Below are 18,734 nucleotides of genomic sequence, written 5' to 3' on the forward strand. Positions count from 1 at the left end.
GCAGCATTTTTTTGAAGATCAGAACTACAATTGATAGATCGAAAAAATTACATTAAACTATATTGAAAGCTTTCTTTTGATTTAATAATCTGACCAAATTTATTCCATTCTTGAACTGATAAATCACTAATAGAATTTTTAGCTATTTCAAAAGAAGATTTTTCATAAGCCTTACCAAAATCAATTCTCATAAGTGTGTCCTTATTTATTGACCTTTTACTATCAGAAAAAATTATTGACTTTAGAAATTTTTGGACAATTTCTGAGTTAACCAAAAAATGAGCAATTTGAGCATCTATCAAATTTGAAAATCCAATAAAATAACAAGTATCATCTAACATAACTGGCTTTGAATTATGTGGCCTTACCAAAGTAAAATGAGTCGATTTATATAATCCAGATATTCCAACTTTAAACGGTGCAAAGGAGTATTCTCCAATCCCAAAAATCGAAAACTCTGGTTTGTTTTTATAAATAGATGATTTACGTTTTGTAAAATATTTTTTGTTAGATGATAGATATCGATAAGTAAGAGGATAATTAGTCTTTATGTATGCAGTCTCCTGACCAATCTTCCTTTGGGTAATTATGGTTTGTTTCCTATATTCATTTGCTTCCTCCTGTTTAAGATCGGAACTTTTGAGTAAGCCGTATACTAAATTTTCCTCTAAATTGACTTTTTCCTTTAGCCCATTTAAATAATGCCCATTAACCTGTTTCAACTCCATTACTTTTGAACAATCGTGTTTAACACCCGATCTCCAGGTAAAAATAGACCTTCCATCAATAGAACTAGAAGCATCATAATCTTTAATAGAGTATACAAATTTATCTTTATACCAACCGAATTCAGTGATAGATTGAGAAGTATAAAAATCTTTTTCTTCACAAACTAACTCTGGTTTATGATTTAATTCGCTAATAAAAAGTGAAGCACTCACCGAGACATTAAATTCTTTTTTAGAATCAATTTTTAAACTTTCAGAATTTCCGATAAAGTATTTATTTAATCTTTGATCCTGAAGAATATTCTTTATCACAGAATTTTTAATCAAAAATGCAAATATTCCCGTATGTCTATGAAAACATCTAAGCATATGTATAGATATATACTCTCCTATATCAAAGTTCCCTTTGCCTGTAATTGCATCTAATCCTCTATATTTTTTAAAGTTTGATTTAGTAGGAAGATTTATTGAATCAATTGAACCTAATTCAGAATTCGTAACCCAAGGAGGATTTCCAATAATTAAAGTTTTTAAATCCTTTGATGACTTTGCTAATTCTTCATAATCAAATTCAAAAGCATTCGCGTGAAAAATGTCGATATCAGGTTTTACTTTACTTCCATTCCTTAAAAAGAAATCTAGAATTCCAAATTTGGTTTCCCAGACATACGGCTTATAAATTTCAACACCTACAACCTTCTTCAAATTCTCAATTTTACCAAGAGCCGCAATAATAAAGTTGCCTTTACCACAGGTCGGCTCTAATACGAATTCTATGTCACTAAATTTGGAATATGAGTAATCAACAGCTTGATCCGCTAAAGCTAAATTAGTTTGAAAATCACCAAACTCACGCCTATCTATCTGTAGAAATTTATCATCATACTCATCCAATATTCTACTCAATTGAGAAGCTTCTTCTTGGTTATTAAAGAAATTATTTATTCCACATTGATTTTTAAGTAAATCATTTACCGATAAATAATCACTTAAAGAATTGATATTTTTTCTAAAAAATTCTAATACCCGTACATTAATAGGTATATCAAAATGATTGTCATTTTCGCTCTCCATACATCCTATATATTGATTCTAACAAACCTTAATTTTAATCTCCCTTATAAATTATTAGGGCTATTCTAAATATAATACTTCTGTTCCTTAGAAGACTGTCTATTTTAAAAATCTTTTATCATATCACGAATTTTTTTCATCTTATTAAACTCCTTGTCCATATAACATTCATAAGCAATCTTCAAGCCCCGAAGAAACTCCTTTTTTGTTTGGTTTTCATTTACTTCTAATTTCTTATTCATTTGAATAACACCCCAACCTTGCGATTCAATTGTTAAGCAATTCCAGCTTATGTGTTCTACTGGAATTAATCCAGATTCTTTAATTACCACTATTTCATTATCAACTTTCTTATAATCCACAAAAATGAAAAATAATTTATGACCTTCCTTTTCAAGCCATTTAATAAGCTTTTTAGCAGAGATAATATTAGGAGAGTAGTTCTTCTTATCAACGTTATTACTTTTAACATTGACAGGTGATTTTTCATCATTTTTTAACAAGAAATCACCGATAGCTTTTCTTGTTCCATTGGAAATTGAGCCATATTTTTCGGCCATTTTCACTTCAATTTGACGGTATGCATCCATATTAAAATTCTTACAAAATTGTTAAAATCGGCATGAAAGTACTATATTGTTTTAAGAATAAAAAAGAGAGTTTTTTCCTATAGGAATTTTATATTTTTAAATATGGGAGGTGGTAAAAAACGCAGCCCAACATCGGTTCATCGCAAATAACGGGTATTGTAGAAAAAGTTTAATTTTAGAAACCAGGAAAGAAAATGGCTAAGCCGACAAGTCCGCATCCCTACTCCCGCAACTTGCGATAACCGTAACCGTTACCTACAATTGCGCTTAAAGGAGAAATCAATAAGCGTTCTTGGAAGAATAAAACACTTTCCTCTCACTATCATTAACCTTTGGAAAAATATTGGAAGATCCGTACGGGAAACTATTAATTGGGGCTTTCCTTGAGGTGGTCGGGTGATTGCCGGGTGGCTTGGGTCACGCAACATTAGGTAACAACGGCTATACTTCAGCGGCACATCCTGCTTTCCGAAAATTTCCTACATTTATTTCAAACTAAACCTGGACCTGACTATTCTGGTCGGCGTCGCGCCTTGCCAACGTTAATTTCGCCAGGAAAACCCTGGCGACCCAACGCTCGCGCAACGCCGTGAATACCGCCGAAAGCATAGCCTGGGCCGTTGTGCGTCATTTACTTGAAAAAGCTTTATGAGAAACATTGAATCGATCTCCAAATGGATAGAAGAATATTCTGCTGATATTGTTGGTAATATTTCCCGCGAAAGTATAGATGTCTACAACTTTATAAAATCTGAGTACGAAACTTCGAATGTTACAACTAATCACCTATTCCAGTTTGTTTTTCGAAGTTTCTACCGCATGGATAATGCTGGACTAACTCCAGATTTTAAAACGGAATATTTTATTCTTCTCGAAGAGAATAGGAAAGTCGATCGTTTCGACTTTGACAAAGTACTAAGAAGGTTATATACTTTCCCAAATAGAAAAGGTCAAAATACATTACAGTTTTCGTTTGCTACAAAAATGTTCAATACGATAGATCATTCGATGCCTATCTATGACAGCGAAGTTTGTAAAATGTTTTCATTATCCAGGCCTTATCAAAGAGAGTTCGATGTCAAATTGGATAAATATTTAGATCAACTTGATGTAATAAGCAAGGGGTATGAAGAAATTAGGAAATTTAACCTACTCCCTAATGCAATGGGTATGTTTGATAATTACTTTAAAGACCATGCTCTTACAGAATGGAAAAAATTGGACTTCATATTTTGGTCAGCGGGAAAACTTCAAACTGTGCTCAGTAAAACAGGAGATAATGGTTATCATACTCTAGAAGAATTAGATAAACTTGATGCCAAGAGTAAACGAACGCACAACAACGGCTATGCCCAATAGCTGCCTACAATACTCTATCGAAATATTTCTCTATATTAAAAACCTGAACCCGGAAAGCGCCAAGTACTCCCATGCCGCTACTGCGCATACCCGAAACCGTTGTATGCCATATAGACGAACGAACAACAGATGTCCGAACTAAAAAAACATATTATTCAGACCTTTGGATTTTCTGAGGATGAATTTCAACAGGTAAAGGACTTCTTTAAACCCAAAGTAATTTTAGAAGGAGACTATTTCTTGAAAGAAGGTCAATACGTGAAACTAATGGGTTTTGTGGAAAAGGGAATACTTCGAGAGTTCTTATTCGTCAATGACAAAGAAGTAACAAAGTGGTTTTCTACCAGCGGGTATTTTGCTGTTGATTTATCAGGTTTCTTATTTGAACAGAAATCAAAAGTAACCTATCAAGCAATGACGGATGCTGAACTTTTGACGATTTCGAAGGAAGATTACGACAAAATTTCCACAAGAGTAAAAAGGTGGGATAAGTTAGAAAAGATGTTTTTAGCCAAGTGTTTTATTGTATTGGAAAACAGAGTAGTTTCTCATTTGGCACTTAATGCTGAAGAGAGATACGATCAATTATTCGCCTTCAATCCAACTCTTTTTAATGAAGTGCCGCTTAACCAGATAGCTTCAATGCTTGGAATGACAGCCGAAACGTTGAGCAGAATACGAAAGAAACAAACTAAAATGACTTCTTGATTTATGTCAAACCGACTGAAAGAATTAGAACTCAACTTTGCGTTAACAAAATGCAATAAAAATTAAGCAGAGTTTAATTCTAATTTTTTTGACGGCAATGACCAATAACGTTAAAGCACAAAATCAATCGCAAATGACAATTAATCAAGAAGCACCAGTAGTACAAAAAAACGAAATCACAATTAATGCCGCACCAGAAAAAGTATGGCAAGTTTTGACCAAAATTGAAAACTGGGACGAATGGAATGAAAGAATAAAAAAGCCAAAATTACAAGGCAATTTACAAGTTGGAAGTATTTTTACTTGGAAAACCAATGGAAGTAAAATACATTCAAAAATACATTCCATAACTCCCAGTAAAAATTTTGGTTGGGAAGGAAAAACTTTTGGTGCAAGTGCAATTCATAATTGGTATTTATCACCTACTGAAAATGGCACAAAGGTCAGAGTGGAAGAAAGTATGGAGGGTTGGGTTATCAACTTGATGAAGAAGAAAATGAACCAGATATTAAGAGGTGATATGTGTTTTTGGCTAGAACAATTGAAACAAGAAAGTGAAAAATAAATACGGCATACAACAATGGGTATAAAACATAGGGCGGACAGTGCTATCCGCAAGTTTTGGGTTTTTAGCAAACTTAGTCTCGGTGGACAAATATGCAGCTCCGAAATGCCCTACGTTTCATACCCGAACCGTTGGCAATCATTTGAATGAACACGAAAACCATCATATCAACCATTTTATTTCTAACTTACTTTTCAGCCTCCGGACAATTCAGAAAACAAAACATTGAAACAGACTCCTCCGAAATTCAAATAATCAGGAATTCAGTTTATCATGTTTACGAAGAGGCTTATAAGAATAAAGACTCTGTTTGGTTTAGCGTACATTTTATTAAGGATACTACAAGACTGAATACTGAAGGATGGAAAACCAAAGAGAATAAATATCTTGGTGTATGGCGGGAGTACAATTTTGAAGGACAACTACTTTACACTCGAGACTATGACAATGCATCGTGTATTATAAATAAAGATTTGTACCCATATCACCACCTGGTTGAGAAAATGAAATCGAAGGCTGACAGCTTAATTATTTCAACATACAGCCAAGAGTTTTTTGAAAATTTTGTCCGGTTCAACTTCAACTGTTCCGCTTATGACGAGGAAGGATATGTTGGCAGTTGGACCAAACCATTAAAAAGAAGACCTACAGAATTCTTATTTAGATATAGCGTAAAAATTGGAGAAACTGATTGGTTTCCTGAAATGATAGGAATAACACTTGACTCTCTTGGCAAGTATGTCCCAAATTCAGATGACCGGTGGAATAGATATGGATTTGAAGAAGTAAAGGGAAACAAAAGAACTTTCAACATTGATAGAGATGATGCATGCAAAATTGCAACTAAGCATGGACTTGTACTCTCAGATACAACTGAAATTTCGGAATTCTTAACATGGGAAAACTTTCAAAATCAAACATTCTATAACGGACGTTTTAGGTACTACATTACAGAATTGACCGGCAAGACAGAGTACAATAAAGGGGATGTACGAAAGGGAATTATTTATCGTTTCAACGTCTACTCTTTCAATCCCTGGACAGGAGAATTCATTGAAATGAAGAAAATGAAATCAAGAAAAGAATGGGGCAAACATAGCGGACATATCACAGGACTAATTCCAGACAACTAAAAAATAAAAAACGTTTGCCAACACCGGCTATAAGCCATAGCTTTCCTCCTGCACTCAAGAATATTTACTCTATATTTAAAGCATTAATAACCTGGTGAGCATCTTGCAAGAGCCAGTTGTTTGGAGAAGATGATGGTATGGTGAAATCCGAAGATAACTCACAGTATAATCGCTAGGGCTAGACGCCTGGTAAATTCCAAACAATTGTCTTAAAATCGCAACGGATGCATAGCCGTACACGTTGTGTGTAATGGCGCAAGACAACTCAAATAATATAATTATGAAGATTAAAACTTTACTTTTATTGATTATTTTTTCCTTACTAATTAACTTTAGCATAAAGGCTCAAAATAAAGATTCAATAGCTGTTATGAAGTCCGCAACCGATTTTGTGACAGCCTTTAATAATTTTAATTGGACAACTTTTCGAGCATCATTCACTGATGACGCGACTATTTTTTATCCATTTTGGGATCAAGCGAGCAGAATAGAAGGTAGACAAGAACTTGATACTGTTTGGTTGACAATTTTTCCGGAATTTGTAGACACAAAAAACACTAGAAAATTACATATAAATCCGAAGGATTTAAAAATCCAACTCTACGGACAGACTGCAATTGTTACATTTCATCTTGGAGACGGAGTAAATAGATTATCCAGAAGGACTTTAGTAATGATAAAGGAAGAGAACCATTGGAAAATTGCTCATCTTCACGCTTCATCAATAAGTAAAAATAAAAATTAAAGAATCTGTGAAACCACTACACACAACAATGGCTATAAGTAATTGCTTGTTCTAGCCTACTTCTTCCCGCACATGCGGGACTCGCGGATTTTTAGTCTGGTGTGTACCTGCCTGCGGCAGGCAGGCTTGCAAAGTTAAGTGTTCTGCCTTTCTCTCGCTTCGCTCGTCGGAGGCACTACGCAACTACTCATAGCCAAGACCGTTATGGAATATTATAATGCCTTTATGTTTAAAAAAGTAATTTTTACATTTTTAATTACTGGTGCTGTATTCGCTGGACTCATGTCTCTTTTTGAATATCATGAAGTAGGTACTTTTTCTTTGATAAAATTCATTTTATGGTTTATCGGTTCTGGACTAGCTCTATCTTTAATTAATTATCGAAGTATTCGGAGGAATGATAAATCTGCTTAAGACAATAACATTCCATAACAGCGCCTATACCCCATTGCTCTCCTCAACCCCGTCAAGAATATTTACTCTATATTTAAAGCATTAATAACCTGGTGAGCATCTTGCGAGAGCCAGTTGTTTGGGAAAATTAATGGGATGGTGAAGTCCGAAGATAACTCACTGTATGATCGCTTGGGCTGGACGCCTGGTAGTTTCCAAACAACTGTCTTTAAAACCGCAACGGATGCATAGCCGTACACGTTGTAGCACATTATGGACAGCTCTCTCATAAATATTATTGGTCTTGCATTTGATATTGCTGGGGTAGTACTGTTGTTTTTCTACGAGCCTCCAAAAGAAACTCATTCTCTATTACTTGAACCTGCCCCCTCACAGGCCAAACGAGATAAAATGAAAAAAATCAAAAGAATTGGTTCAAGAACCGGTCTGTCTCTCATTCTAGTCGGTTTTACTCTTCAAATAATTGCGCAATTTATGCAGGAGTGATCTCACAACTTTCTAACGTGCTACAACAACGGCTCATCCGCTATAGCTCTCCTCCTGCCTTAATTGAAATTAAATTCTATATTTAGAATCTGGACTAGGTTATCGCTAGCTGCAGATCCTGCCGCTACAGCGTATAGCCGTAACCGTTGTAAACAATTTTAGTGGAACTAATAGAGTACATACTTAAGCTTTCAATCGGAGGTGTTACAATCGGTCTGATAGTAGTTTATCTAGGTAAATTAATTCTAAACAAGAGTTCCGAAATACTTTTGGAGAATCACAAAAGTAAATTAGAGCTTACACGTATAGAACATCAAATTCGATTTTCAAGTCTACATTCTGAAAGAGGTGAGATAATTAAATTGATCTATCAGGACCTCTATGAATTGGAACAAAAACTTGTGACAATGACAAGTTTGTTCCAAGGACGAGAATGGGCAGAAGACAAAACCAGAGATGAAGCGGCTATTAATAAATACCATGAGACCTTTAACAGGTTGGAACAAAATCGAATATATTTTTCTGAAGACCTTTGCAATCAAATTTCTTCCGCGCTGGATTACTACAAACAAATAATAGAGCAAATGCTTAAGGCGAAAAATAAATCTAAATATGAACGGGATGGATCAGGATTTAGGTTTCCTGAAGGTCAAGGATCTTTAGAAATGTGGATAGATGCCGAGAAAAAAGCTGAAACCGAAATAAGAAAATTGAGATTGAATTTGGCAGAGCAATTTCGAGATTTAATTGGTGTCTAAAACTGTTTACAATAACGGGTTATACGCAATAGCTAGCCCTCGCCCTCCTATCGCATTTTTCCTCTATATTTAAATCCTGAACCTGGTTAGGCGCGGTGCACCAAATCCGCTACTGCGCATACCCGTACACGTTGTACGCAAGCTGAGCTAAAGCATCTCACCTCTTGCCGGATAGCCTGACTGTACAATATAATCAACAGCTTTAATAAAAGACGGCAAATAGGGTCTTCCCCAAGGATTACTGTTTATTGCTGAATAATAAACTTTATTATTATTGTCAATTAGAAATAATCCTGGTTCACTAAATTTACTTGGTTCGCCATCTTTTACTCCTACACTCATGTACAATGCCCATTTTCTTGCAGTTTCTTCGGGCAATTCGTAGCCTAAGGTAAGATTTGGCAGTTCCCATTTTTGTCGTGAAAGCCTTGCCCGTTGTTCAGAGTCCATACTTACGGCTACAACATTTACGCCTCTTTGCTCAAATTCGGGTAGCAATTCCTGTAATTGTTGTAAATACTTTTTACACAATGGACAATGTAACCCTCGATAAAAAACAACCAAAGTAAAGTTTTCTGGATTTTGGTCTGCCAAATTCCATTGATTTCCATCAAATGATTGAAACTGTAAATCTGGCGCTGTATGTTTTGGTGTTGGCCTATTCATAATAAATACTTTAAAAGTATGCTTTCAAATGATTTTCAAAACGAATAAAATCATTCTCTATTTCTGGATTTTTCATTACATCATATGCCATAAATGTTGGTAATGATTCAAAACCAAACCACTTAAAATTAAGATGCATTGGTTTTAGCAAATCATCTTCACTCAATCCATTAAAAAAAGGTTCCTCTGGATTATTAAAAGCTTCTTTTGGTGCATTAGCCGTTACTGACATCATATACTTTCCGTTTAACTTTCCACCTAAACCGTAATTCTTCTTCGGTGCTTCTTTACTTCTGCCATCACCATCAGACATTTCGCCCATCATACCCATCGAAAATACTTCATCAATATATTTTTTAAACGACCAACTTACACCCATCCAGTTCAAAGGAGTTTGAAAAAAGACCACATCTGCCCATTTGAATTTTTCAATTTCTTCATTGACATCATAATTGTCTTCCATTGTAGTTTTCTTGATATTGTAACCGTTGCCCTTAAAGTGACTTTCCGCTTTTTCAGTTAAACTTGCGTTTAATTTTCCTTCAGAAAATGGATATTTCTGATGACCGTTGATTATAAAAATATTGTTCATTTTAAATTTTTAATTACATTTGTTTCGCAAAGAAACCAATATTAGTTTAAAAAAGAAACTATTATGTTTTCATTTGAACAAATAGTGGTAACCATAAAGTAACTAATGGCAAGAAAATTTATAGACAATCCAAATGCTTGTTCCTTGGTGCATACGATGAACATAATTGGTAATAAATGGAAACCCATAATTCTCTATCTACTATCTAATGGTTCTATGCGCTTTGGAATGTTAAATGCGCTTATTCCTACAATCTCAAAAAAGGTGCTGACTAATCAACTGAAAGAATTAGAAAACGATGGATTACTTTTAAGACAGTCCTTTGCAGAAATTCCACCAAGAGTTGAATATTCATTGACTGAAAAAGCAATTGGGCTTTTGCCTGTTTTAAGAATGTTAAGTGATTGGGCAAATGAAGCTTATCCAGAAATGGAATTTGAACAATGTAGAATAATAGAGAATGGAAAAAAGCCAGCGTACAACAATGTATAACCGCAATTACGGCGGATTCGACTACCCTTCGACTTCGCTCAGGGTAAACTGAATCCACTCGGAATTACTAAAGTCTGTGTCAAACAGAAAATTAACGCCTATTAACCCGTAACTGACGGTTATACCAGACCGTTAGACACAATTAATACAACCTAAACTAAATAATAATATGAAGAATCAATCAGAGAACAACAACAGAAGAAATTTCTTGAAAAGTTCTGCACTTTTAACTTGCGGATTAGTTTCTATTCCATTTGTTGGAATTGCAAATGAATTACCTAGACAAACTGAAGATAGTCTGTATATTATTGGGCCAATGGATGGATATGACCCACAAGTTGGCACGCTACTTTCCACTATGAACATGATGAGAGCTTGGGTTATAAACAGTGTGAAAGATTTAACAGTTGAGCAACTTGACTTTCAAATCGATGAACAATCAAATTCTATTGGAGCGATGTTATTACATTTAGCTGCAACGGAGAAGTATTATCAACTACATACTTTTGACGGTCTTGAATGGGGAACATGGAGTGAGGATATTAAGGCTGAATGGGATATTCCCTCAGGGCTTGGGAAGCCTGGAAGAAAACAAATAATTGGAAATGAAATTGGCTACTACCTTGAAAAACTTAAAGATGTAAGAGAGTATACAAAAAAGGAATTTGCTAAAAGAGGAGATAAGTGGCTTATGGAAATTGATCAGGATTGGCCATGGGGTCCCACCAATAATTACTGTAAATGGTTTCATGTTTGCGAGCATGAGTCTAATCATCGAGGGCAAATGAAGTTTATTGCAAAAAGATTGCCATCCTGAAAGCAAAAGTGTCTAACAACGTGTATAATTCATTGCTAGTACTCGCCTACTTACGAAAATCCTCACTTCGACAAGCTCAGTGACCGCGCGGATTTTCTATTTGGTCTGTATTTGCTAAATTAGTTGCTGAAACACGCAACGAAATCATACACAAACACGTTACCTACAATTGCGCTTAAAGGAGAAATCAATAAGCGTTCTTGGAAGAATGAAACACTTCCCTCTCATTAGCATTAACCTTTGAAAAAATATTGGAAGATCCGTACGGGAAACTATTACTTGGGGTTTTCCTTGTTGTGGTCGGGTGATTGCTGGTGATTAGGGTCGCGCAACATTAGGTAACAACGGCTATACTTCAGCGGCACATCCTCCTTTCCGAAAATTTCCTACATTTATTCCAAACTAAACCTGGACCTGACTATTCTGGTCGGCGTCGCGCCTTGCCATCGTTAATTTCGCCAGGAAAACCCTGGCGACCCAACGCTCGCGCAACGCCGTGAATACCGCCGAAAGCATAGCCTGGGCCGTTACCTACAATTGCGCTTAAAGGAGAAATCAATAAGCGTTCTTGGAAGAAAGAAACACTTTCCTCTTACCAGCATTAACCTTTGAAAAAATATTGGAAGATCCGTACGGGAAACTATTAATTGGGCTTTCCTTGCGGTGGTCGGGTGATTTCCGGGTGACTTGGGTCGCGCAACATTAGGTAACAACGGCTATACTTCCGCGGCACATCCTCCTTTCTGAAAATTTCCTACATTTATTCCAAACTAAACCTGGACCTGACTATTCTGGTCGGCGTCGCGCCTTGCCAACGTTAATTTCGCCAGGAAAACCCTGGCGACCCAACGCTCGCGCAACGCCGTGAATACCGCCGAAAGCATAGCCTGGGCCGTTAGCGATAATCAATAAAGCATATGAACTCAAGCCAGTGGATTATCCTTCTTTTCGGAGTATTGTATTTTGGTTTTATTCTGTTCACACGGAAAAAAGGAAATTTTGAGGAGTTCTCAGTAGCCAGTAGAAGCTTAGGATTCTTTCTGATTTTTTCGTCAATATGTGCTTCATTCATAGGCCCTGGTTGGACGATGGGTTTAGTAAGGGAGGGTTTTTCTAAAGGGATGTTTATGGCTTACCTAATTCCCTTGTGTGGTATAGGCCTGTTGATAGTTGGAGCTTTTCTGGTTCCGCGCATTCGGGATAAGTTCGAAGATATCTATTCAATAGGGGATCTGGTTGGCGGTAAAAAAAGTCACAATCATAAAATTGTTCAGTTCATTACAGGAGTTTTTTCGCTCCTATTTTTTGGTGCCTTAACTGTGGCCATGAGCTATGCTGGTGGTGAGTTGATTAGTAATGTTTTTGGTTTTTCTAAAATCTGGTCTATCGTCATTATAACGACCATCGTAATTCTATATTCTTATTTTGGGGGTATTAGAGCTACCATTCAAACTGATTCAATTCAATTTGTTCACTTCATTATCCTGATCCCGATTTTGGCTTTTTTAGTACTTTCTGATGAGAAATTTTATTGGGAAGATTACATTGAAATAGCTTCTGTTGAAACGTCAGAAGAGTTCAGTAAACAGCCCACAATTGCTATTTTCGGAATCTCATTGTTATGGCTTTTTAGCGCAACAGGTCTGGATGCTGGTGGACTTGGTAGATTTCTTGCATCGAAAAATAATAAAGTAGCTCGAAATGCCACTATTGCATCAGGGATATTTTTGGCCATTTGGATGGTGTCCATGATTTTTATTGGCAGTATTGGATATTACCTGTACCCGGAGCTGGGCAATAGCGATCAAGTGTTACTTTATATTGCTTCACAGCATTTTCCGGGAATACTTTATGGGATTTTCATTATTGCAATGATCGGTGTAGTTATGTCAAGTCAGGATACTGTGTTAAATGCAGGAAGTATTTTGTTTAGTGAAGACCTCATGGGGTCATTTCAAACGATGACAGAAAAGAGGAAGTTAATATCAGCCAAGCTTTACACTATCTTCATGGGAGTAGTTTGTATGATATTGGCAAGTTATATGTCTTCAATCCTTCAGGTTATTATGATTGTAACGGAATATTATATTCCGGTGATGGTACCAGTAATCACTTTCTCAATCCTCAAGAAGAAGTGTTACTGGCAATCGGCCGTAACTTCTATGTTAATGGGTCTTATATCATTCATAGTTTGGCAAAAGTTTTTCAGTTCCATTATACCTGAGTTATTTGCGGCACTCACCTTAAGTACTCTTTCTTATTTGATATGTGACTATATAATAATGAAGAAAATCGCTAACAATGGATATACAAAATAGGCGAAATAGTAGTAAAATCAAAGGTTTTGGCTGTGTCAAACTTTGTGCTTAATCGAAAGTTTTGGGCTTTGTAATCGCCTACTTTTCATATACTAAACGTTGTGCTTCATTATCAAAAACCGCTAACCAATGAATAAATTCTTTAGAAAAATTAGGCGAAAACTACTCTCTGAAAACAAATTCAGTAAATATCTGATTTATGCATTCGGAGAGATTATTCTTGTGGTAATTGGAATTTTGATTGCATTAAGCATTAATAACTGGAATGAAGATAGAAAAGCTAAAACCTATGAAAAACAAGTTTATACACAAATTTATAAAGATATAAAGGCAGATAGTTTAAACCTTTCTCTTTCCATTAACTTTTACAAACAAAAGGACACTTTAATAAATCGAATTCTTTACGATAGTGTGCCTTCAATAGCGTACGACACCATAAATAATATAAATCAATTCACATTCCCATACGGTATCCGTCTTATTACGAGTCATATATATATAACGACAACTAAAAAAGGGTATCAGCTTTTTAAAACATTTAATACTATGGATATAGAATCTGATTCACTCTCTTTTTCTATAGAAGACTACTATACGATAGCGATCAAAAACGAAAATTATGAAAAGGTTCAAAACGCTACCCGAAAGAACATTACAGAATTTCAACAAAAAGATTGGTTTCTAGATTTGGCAGTAAATCATAAATTAAATCTTGACTATTTAGATTATATTAATAATAGTCGAGACTTTAAAATTCGAGTTTTTGAATATCAACTTTTTGCTATAAAAAACCACAATCGAGATTTGATACAACAACAAGAACTTGCTGAGATAATTAAAGAAAGGATTAAAGATAGGCTAGAAAAATAACGAAAGCACAACACCGTGTATAATTAATTGCTTGGTTCTAGCCTACTTTGGAAATTCCGCAGGAATTTCCAACTTGGTGTGTTCTTGTAAAGTTAAATGCTAAACCACGCAACTACTCATAGCCGAGACCGTTACCTACAATTGCGCTTAAAAGGAGAAATCAATAAGCGTTCTTGAAAGAATGAAACACTTCCCTCTTACTAGCATTAACCTTTGAAAAAATATTGGAAGATCCGTACGGGAAACTATTACTTGGGGTTTTCCATGTTGTGGTCGGGTGATTTCCGGTGGGCTTGGGTCGCGCAACATTAGGTAACAACGGCTATACTTCAGCGGCACATCCTCCTTTCCGAAAATTTCCTACATTTATTCCAAACTAAACCTGGACCTGACTATTCTGGTCGGCGTCGCGCCTTGCCATCGTTAATTTCGCCAGGAAAACCCTGTCGACCCAACGCTCGCGCAACGCCGTGAATACAGCCGAAAGCATAGCCTGGGCCGTTGTGCTTCATTATGACCAACCACTAACCAATGATAAAATTCTTTAGAAAAATTAGACAAAAAAATCTGACCGAAAATAAACTCGGGAAATATCTGACTTATGCAATCGGAGAAATAGTTCTTGTCGTAATTGGAATTTTAATTGCTCTATCAATTAATAATTGGAACGAAAATAGAAAAAACTCTATTGAGGAAAAAGCCATTTTACAAAACTTAATAGAAAATTTAAATTTATCGAAAATTCAATCTGAGCAACTAATATCTGAAGAGAATCAACTAAAGCAGAACCTGATTCAAATTCTTGGAGTTAATTCCAATGATACTAGAGTAAACACTAAAATAATTAGTGACTCGATTTTCAAAAATGCCGTTTGGGATTTACAAAGCGATATGCCAACTTTTAACGCGTACAATAATTTGAAAAGCACTAATAAATTGAGTTTAATTAAGAATAAAAATATTAATGAGAAATTTACGGAATTAGAGTTTCGCCAAAACAAACTCAATGACATTCTCGAAGACAGATTGAGCGTGCATCAAATTCGTATAGATGATATACTAGAAAAGGAAATCAATTTCATCCCATTAGTAAAATCTAACATACCAACTATTAATATTGAAAATGAATCGATAAATAATTATTTGCAAGTACTTGAAATTAAAAGAATAAGAAATCTTCTAGGTATGAAATTGTCATTTACCCAAGATGTGATTGATTTTCGAAAAAACCTCGATACAGAAATTAAAGATTTAATAATTTTAATAGAAAAGGAATTAAACGAAAAGAAATAACGAAAGCACAACAACGTATAACACAAATAGCGCTACGAGTTAATTAACGAAAATAAGTTTCCTGCAAAATGCGTAAATTGTTTCCGAAAAACAATGATAAAACACGCTACTTGCGTTATACAAACTCGTTAGGTGCAATTAATTTTGACTCCCTTGAACAATCTTCAAGATAAATTATCTCAAATTAATTATGCGATTGCCACGCATCCTGGTAAGGCGAATGAACGATTAGCTAGTTAAGCAGATAAGATAGTTATACTACCCTCATCTGAGATACCCCAACAGTTCGAGCATAGGTTTCAAGAAATGGTGAACAAATTAGAGAAAACACTGAATGAATTACCAGGACTTTTAATCCCCTTGAGAGTAAAGGGTATTTATAATCCAACAGCCGTCCGATATATTATATTACTTATCGAGATCGAAGATTACCTCGCCAGCACTAATTGAATCATCATTGTAACTGCACCTAACAGCGGCTATACCCCCCGCCCGAACGTGCCGTCCGGTACCTGCCCGGACTGGTCCATTCAGGCGGGCGGGCGGGCATTGCTACCCTCCTGCCCCATTAAGAATATTTACTCTATATTTAAAGCATTAATAACCTGTTAAGCATTCTCGGCTTAGCCAGTTGTTTGGGAAAGATGAAGGTATGGTGAAGTCCGAAGATAACTCACTGTATGATCGCTAGGGCTAGACGCTTGGTAGTTTCCAAACAACTGTCTTTAAAACCGTAACTGACGGTTATACGAGACCGTTAGTCTCAATAAACCATATATACCATATCATTATATTCATGTAAAAATTTCAAAATGAAATTACCAACCTTAGTCTTAGTCTTTTTAATGTTCCTTTCAAGTATGGTATCTGCACAAGATGAAATAACTATAGATGATTACAATCGAGCAGTTGGATTCATTTATAATAATTACAACAAAAAAGTATTCAACTTAAATATCGAACCAAATTGGTTTCCAGATAGTACTGGAGTGTGGTTCGTTAACCAATCACTTGATAACAAAAAGTATCTCAAAATAACATTTCCAAATCATGTTCAGTCCGTCCTATTTGATCATCTAAAACTTTCACAAGTATTGTCAGATTCGCTTGGTGTGGATGTTAAAGAAAATGATCTTCCGATAAGTAAAGTGGAGTATAAGAGCCCTTCAGAATTAGTAATTACGGCTAAGAACAAAACTTATGTTTTAAATACTGAGACATATTCCCTTAGCCCCAAAAAAGAAGATATCAAAACAAAAGAGAATGAGAAACCCTCTCCAAACAATAAATGGATTGCTTACTCAAAAGATTATAACCTCTATATTAAATCGACCGAAACGGAAGAAATCAAACAACTAAGTACCAAAGGGAAAAAGGAATATGAATATGCTACGTGGTACGGCTGGGACGATATTATTGAAGGAGAAAATGGTGATCGACCTGATCATTTTGATGTTGACTGGTCTGAAAATGGTGAATGGATTTCAGCCAATATTTGTGATTTGAGATCTGCACAAAAGATGTATCTATTAGACCATAGTGTGGACACACTGTACAGACCCAAATTATTGTCATACTACCGTGGATCACCAGGAGATACTTCGATGGTATATGTTGAACCAGTATTTTTTAACATTAATTCTGGAAAGGAAATTAAGGTGGGCTTGCCTAGAAGTACGCACATTAATAGTGTTGGTGTAACATGGTCAAAAACACCTGGAAAAGTTTTTCTCGAAAGAATGTCTCGTGGATATCAAAATATCCAACTTTATACATTTGACCTTAATACTGAGAGTATTGAAACCTTATACTCCGAAACTAGTAAAACCAATATTGACAACTTTACTAGCGAGCTTGCCGAAAAAAGCAATCTCATGTTTTTTTTATCAGAGAAAAGTGGTTGGCGACAACTGTATAGTTTGGATTTAAAGACCAAAAAAGAAAAATCAATAACCAATGGTGCATTTTATATAAATAGCATTGAGAGGATTGATGAAGAAAACCAAAAGATTTTCTTTATGGCTTCAGGTAAAGAGGAGGCCCGTAATCCATATTATGAGCATCTATATAGCATATCATTTAACGGAAAAAATTTAAAGCTCCTAACGACTGAAGACCGGCATCACAAAATCAGTTTTTCTCCAAATGGCGATTACTTTATTGATAATTTTTCAACAGTCAATATCCCAACAACGACTGTACTGAGAAAGGCTACTACGGGTGAAATACTAATGAACCTGGGGCATGCTGATGTTACCCTTTTGAAGGACTGGGGTCCCCCAGAAATATTCACTGCGATAGCACATGACGGTAAAACCACCATTTATGGTGCAATTTGGAAACCAACTAATTTTGATTCAAGTAAGAGCTATCCTGTAATTGAATATAGTTATACTGGTCCACATACTCAATTATTCCCGAAAGAGTTTTCACAAGCACTTTGGTTACAATCATATGCTGAATTGGGGTTTGCAGCGATAGTTGTAGATGGGCTTGGCTCCTCTGGCAGATCAAAACAATTTCATAATTACTCATACAAAAACCTGGGAGGTAATTTAGAAGACCATGTCATTGCCATAAAACAGTTGGGTAAACAATATAGTTGGATTGATACTACTCGTGTTGGAATTTTTGGCCATTCTGCTGGTGGCTATGATGCTGGGCATGCTGTTTTGAAGTACCCAAATTTTTATAAGGTTGCAGTTGCTAGTTCGGCTGATCATGACCATAGAATGGAAAAAGCCTGGTGGCCAGAAATGTATATGGGTTGGCCTGTTGACTCTGCATATCATCTGCAATCAAACATTACCATGGCTGGCAATTTGAAGGGTAAATTACTAATCACTCATGGAGGAATTGATGAAAATGTGAATCCCTCTGCTACTTTCAAACTTGCCGAAGCACTCATAAAGGCTGACAAACGATTTGATATGCTCATTATACCTAGTCAACGGCATATCTATCAAGGAGACCACTCCAAATATTTCAGAAAAATAAAATGGAACTATTTTGTGGAACATCTTCGAGGAGTTGAGCCTATTTGGGATTTTAAGTGGGATGAAATTGAAGATTGACTGAGACTAACACTGTATAAAATGCATTAAAACGCATCTTATACCACCCGTT

General features: G+C 35.6%; 16 protein-coding genes. 12 read left to right on the plus strand and 4 right to left on the minus strand.

Annotated elements, in window-relative coordinates:
• Positions 1-47: 47 nt before the first annotated feature.
• Both PP178_RS00710 and PP178_RS00715 read right to left on the minus strand, forming a co-directional pair.
• Positions 48-1,802: a hypothetical protein gene (locus PP178_RS00710; protein ID WP_272592387.1), complete on the minus strand. Its 1,755-nt coding sequence runs from the start codon at positions 1,800-1,802 to the stop codon at positions 48-50.
• Between the two features lie 104 nt (positions 1,803-1,906).
• Positions 1,907-2,392 carry a hypothetical protein gene (locus PP178_RS00715; protein WP_272592388.1) on the minus strand — a complete coding sequence of 162 codons (486 nt, stop codon included), beginning with the start codon at positions 2,390-2,392 and terminating at the stop codon, positions 1,907-1,909.
• A gap of 648 nt (positions 2,393-3,040) precedes the next feature.
• On the opposite strand from PP178_RS00715, the gene PP178_RS00720 reads away from it, so the two are divergent.
• The 6 genes from PP178_RS00720 (at position 3,041) to PP178_RS00745 (ending at position 8,560) form a co-directional block, all read left to right on the plus strand.
• Positions 3,041-3,751: a hypothetical protein gene (locus PP178_RS00720; RefSeq protein ID WP_272592389.1), complete on the plus strand. Its 711-nt coding sequence runs from the start codon at positions 3,041-3,043 to the stop codon at positions 3,749-3,751.
• Between the two features lie 129 nt (positions 3,752-3,880).
• Positions 3,881-4,459 carry a Crp/Fnr family transcriptional regulator gene (locus PP178_RS00725; RefSeq protein WP_272592390.1) on the plus strand — a complete coding sequence of 193 codons (579 nt, stop codon included), beginning with the start codon at positions 3,881-3,883 and terminating at the stop codon, positions 4,457-4,459.
• Positions 4,460-4,556: 97 nt separating this feature from the next.
• The gene (locus PP178_RS00730; RefSeq protein ID WP_272592391.1) at positions 4,557-5,024 is read left to right on the plus strand and encodes an SRPBCC family protein; all 468 of its coding nucleotides are present in this window, start codon (positions 4,557-4,559) and stop codon (positions 5,022-5,024) included.
• A 146-nt stretch (positions 5,025-5,170) separates the two neighbouring features.
• Positions 5,171-6,157, plus strand: a complete 987-nt coding sequence (locus PP178_RS00735) for a hypothetical protein (RefSeq protein ID WP_272592392.1) — start codon at positions 5,171-5,173, stop codon at positions 6,155-6,157.
• A 280-nt stretch (positions 6,158-6,437) separates the two neighbouring features.
• Positions 6,438-6,902 (plus strand): YybH family protein, encoded by a 465-nt coding sequence (locus PP178_RS00740; protein ID WP_272592393.1) that lies wholly within the window; start codon positions 6,438-6,440, stop codon positions 6,900-6,902.
• Between the two features lie 1,061 nt (positions 6,903-7,963).
• On the plus strand, positions 7,964-8,560 hold the full coding sequence (locus PP178_RS00745; RefSeq protein ID WP_272592394.1) for a hypothetical protein: 597 nt from the start codon (positions 7,964-7,966) through the stop codon (positions 8,558-8,560).
• A 147-nt stretch (positions 8,561-8,707) separates the two neighbouring features.
• Here PP178_RS00745 and PP178_RS00750 read toward each other — a convergent pair whose 3' ends face one another.
• Both PP178_RS00750 and PP178_RS00755 read right to left on the minus strand, forming a co-directional pair.
• The gene (locus tag PP178_RS00750) at positions 8,708-9,226 is read right to left on the minus strand and encodes a peroxiredoxin-like family protein (RefSeq protein WP_104813033.1); all 519 of its coding nucleotides are present in this window, start codon (positions 9,224-9,226) and stop codon (positions 8,708-8,710) included.
• Positions 9,227-9,236: 10 nt separating this feature from the next.
• A complete protein-coding gene (locus PP178_RS00755; RefSeq protein ID WP_272592395.1) occupies positions 9,237-9,818 on the minus strand; it encodes an NAD(P)H-dependent oxidoreductase in 582 nt (193 codons plus the stop codon).
• Positions 9,819-9,923: 105 nt separating this feature from the next.
• On the opposite strand from PP178_RS00755, the gene PP178_RS00760 reads away from it, so the two are divergent.
• The 6 genes from PP178_RS00760 (at position 9,924) to PP178_RS00785 (ending at position 18,682) form a co-directional block, all read left to right on the plus strand.
• A complete protein-coding gene (locus PP178_RS00760) occupies positions 9,924-10,310 on the plus strand; it encodes a winged helix-turn-helix transcriptional regulator (protein WP_272592396.1) in 387 nt (128 codons plus the stop codon).
• 169 nt (positions 10,311-10,479) lie between these two features.
• A complete protein-coding gene (locus PP178_RS00765) occupies positions 10,480-11,127 on the plus strand; it encodes a DinB family protein (RefSeq protein ID WP_272592397.1) in 648 nt (215 codons plus the stop codon).
• A gap of 917 nt (positions 11,128-12,044) precedes the next feature.
• Positions 12,045-13,445 carry a sodium:solute symporter family protein gene (locus tag PP178_RS00770; protein WP_272592398.1) on the plus strand — a complete coding sequence of 467 codons (1,401 nt, stop codon included), beginning with the start codon at positions 12,045-12,047 and terminating at the stop codon, positions 13,443-13,445.
• A 129-nt stretch (positions 13,446-13,574) separates the two neighbouring features.
• A complete protein-coding gene (locus PP178_RS00775; protein ID WP_272592399.1) occupies positions 13,575-14,315 on the plus strand; it encodes a DUF6090 family protein in 741 nt (246 codons plus the stop codon).
• A gap of 531 nt (positions 14,316-14,846) precedes the next feature.
• Positions 14,847-15,608, plus strand: coding sequence for a DUF6090 family protein (locus tag PP178_RS00780; RefSeq protein ID WP_272592400.1), 762 nt, complete (start codon positions 14,847-14,849; stop codon positions 15,606-15,608).
• An 812-nt stretch (positions 15,609-16,420) separates the two neighbouring features.
• Positions 16,421-18,682: a S9 family peptidase gene (locus PP178_RS00785; protein ID WP_272592401.1), complete on the plus strand. Its 2,262-nt coding sequence runs from the start codon at positions 16,421-16,423 to the stop codon at positions 18,680-18,682.
• Positions 18,683-18,734 lie beyond the last annotated feature (52 nt).

It is taken from the genome of Zeaxanthinibacter sp. PT1 (assembly GCF_028464225.1).
In the GTDB taxonomy this organism is placed as follows: Bacteria; Bacteroidota; Bacteroidia; order Flavobacteriales; family Flavobacteriaceae; genus Zeaxanthinibacter.

What these genes read in the sequence shown, in the direction of transcription:
- PP178_RS00710 (WP_272592387.1), bottom strand. Translation starts at nt 1,802, where the DNA reads ATGGAGAGCGAAAATGACAATCATTTTGATATACCTATTAATGTACGG.
- PP178_RS00715 (WP_272592388.1), bottom strand. Translation starts at nt 2,392, where the DNA reads ATGGATGCATACCGTCAAATTGAAGTGAAAATGGCCGAAAAATATGGC.
- PP178_RS00720 (WP_272592389.1), top strand. Translation starts at nt 3,041, where the DNA reads ATGAGAAACATTGAATCGATCTCCAAATGGATAGAAGAATATTCTGCT.
- PP178_RS00725 (WP_272592390.1), top strand. Translation starts at nt 3,881, where the DNA reads ATGTCCGAACTAAAAAAACATATTATTCAGACCTTTGGATTTTCTGAG.
- PP178_RS00730 (WP_272592391.1), top strand. Translation starts at nt 4,557, where the DNA reads ATGACCAATAACGTTAAAGCACAAAATCAATCGCAAATGACAATTAAT.
- PP178_RS00735 (WP_272592392.1), top strand. Translation starts at nt 5,171, where the DNA reads ATGAACACGAAAACCATCATATCAACCATTTTATTTCTAACTTACTTT.
- PP178_RS00740 (WP_272592393.1), top strand. Translation starts at nt 6,438, where the DNA reads ATGAAGATTAAAACTTTACTTTTATTGATTATTTTTTCCTTACTAATT.
- PP178_RS00750 (WP_104813033.1), bottom strand. Translation starts at nt 9,226, where the DNA reads ATGAATAGGCCAACACCAAAACATACAGCGCCAGATTTACAGTTTCAA.
- PP178_RS00755 (WP_272592395.1), bottom strand. Translation starts at nt 9,818, where the DNA reads ATGAACAATATTTTTATAATCAACGGTCATCAGAAATATCCATTTTCT.
- PP178_RS00760 (WP_272592396.1), top strand. Translation starts at nt 9,924, where the DNA reads ATGGCAAGAAAATTTATAGACAATCCAAATGCTTGTTCCTTGGTGCAT.
- PP178_RS00765 (WP_272592397.1), top strand. Translation starts at nt 10,480, where the DNA reads ATGAAGAATCAATCAGAGAACAACAACAGAAGAAATTTCTTGAAAAGT.
- PP178_RS00770 (WP_272592398.1), top strand. Translation starts at nt 12,045, where the DNA reads ATGAACTCAAGCCAGTGGATTATCCTTCTTTTCGGAGTATTGTATTTT.
- PP178_RS00775 (WP_272592399.1), top strand. Translation starts at nt 13,575, where the DNA reads ATGAATAAATTCTTTAGAAAAATTAGGCGAAAACTACTCTCTGAAAAC.
- PP178_RS00780 (WP_272592400.1), top strand. Translation starts at nt 14,847, where the DNA reads ATGATAAAATTCTTTAGAAAAATTAGACAAAAAAATCTGACCGAAAAT.
- PP178_RS00785 (WP_272592401.1), top strand. Translation starts at nt 16,421, where the DNA reads ATGAAATTACCAACCTTAGTCTTAGTCTTTTTAATGTTCCTTTCAAGT.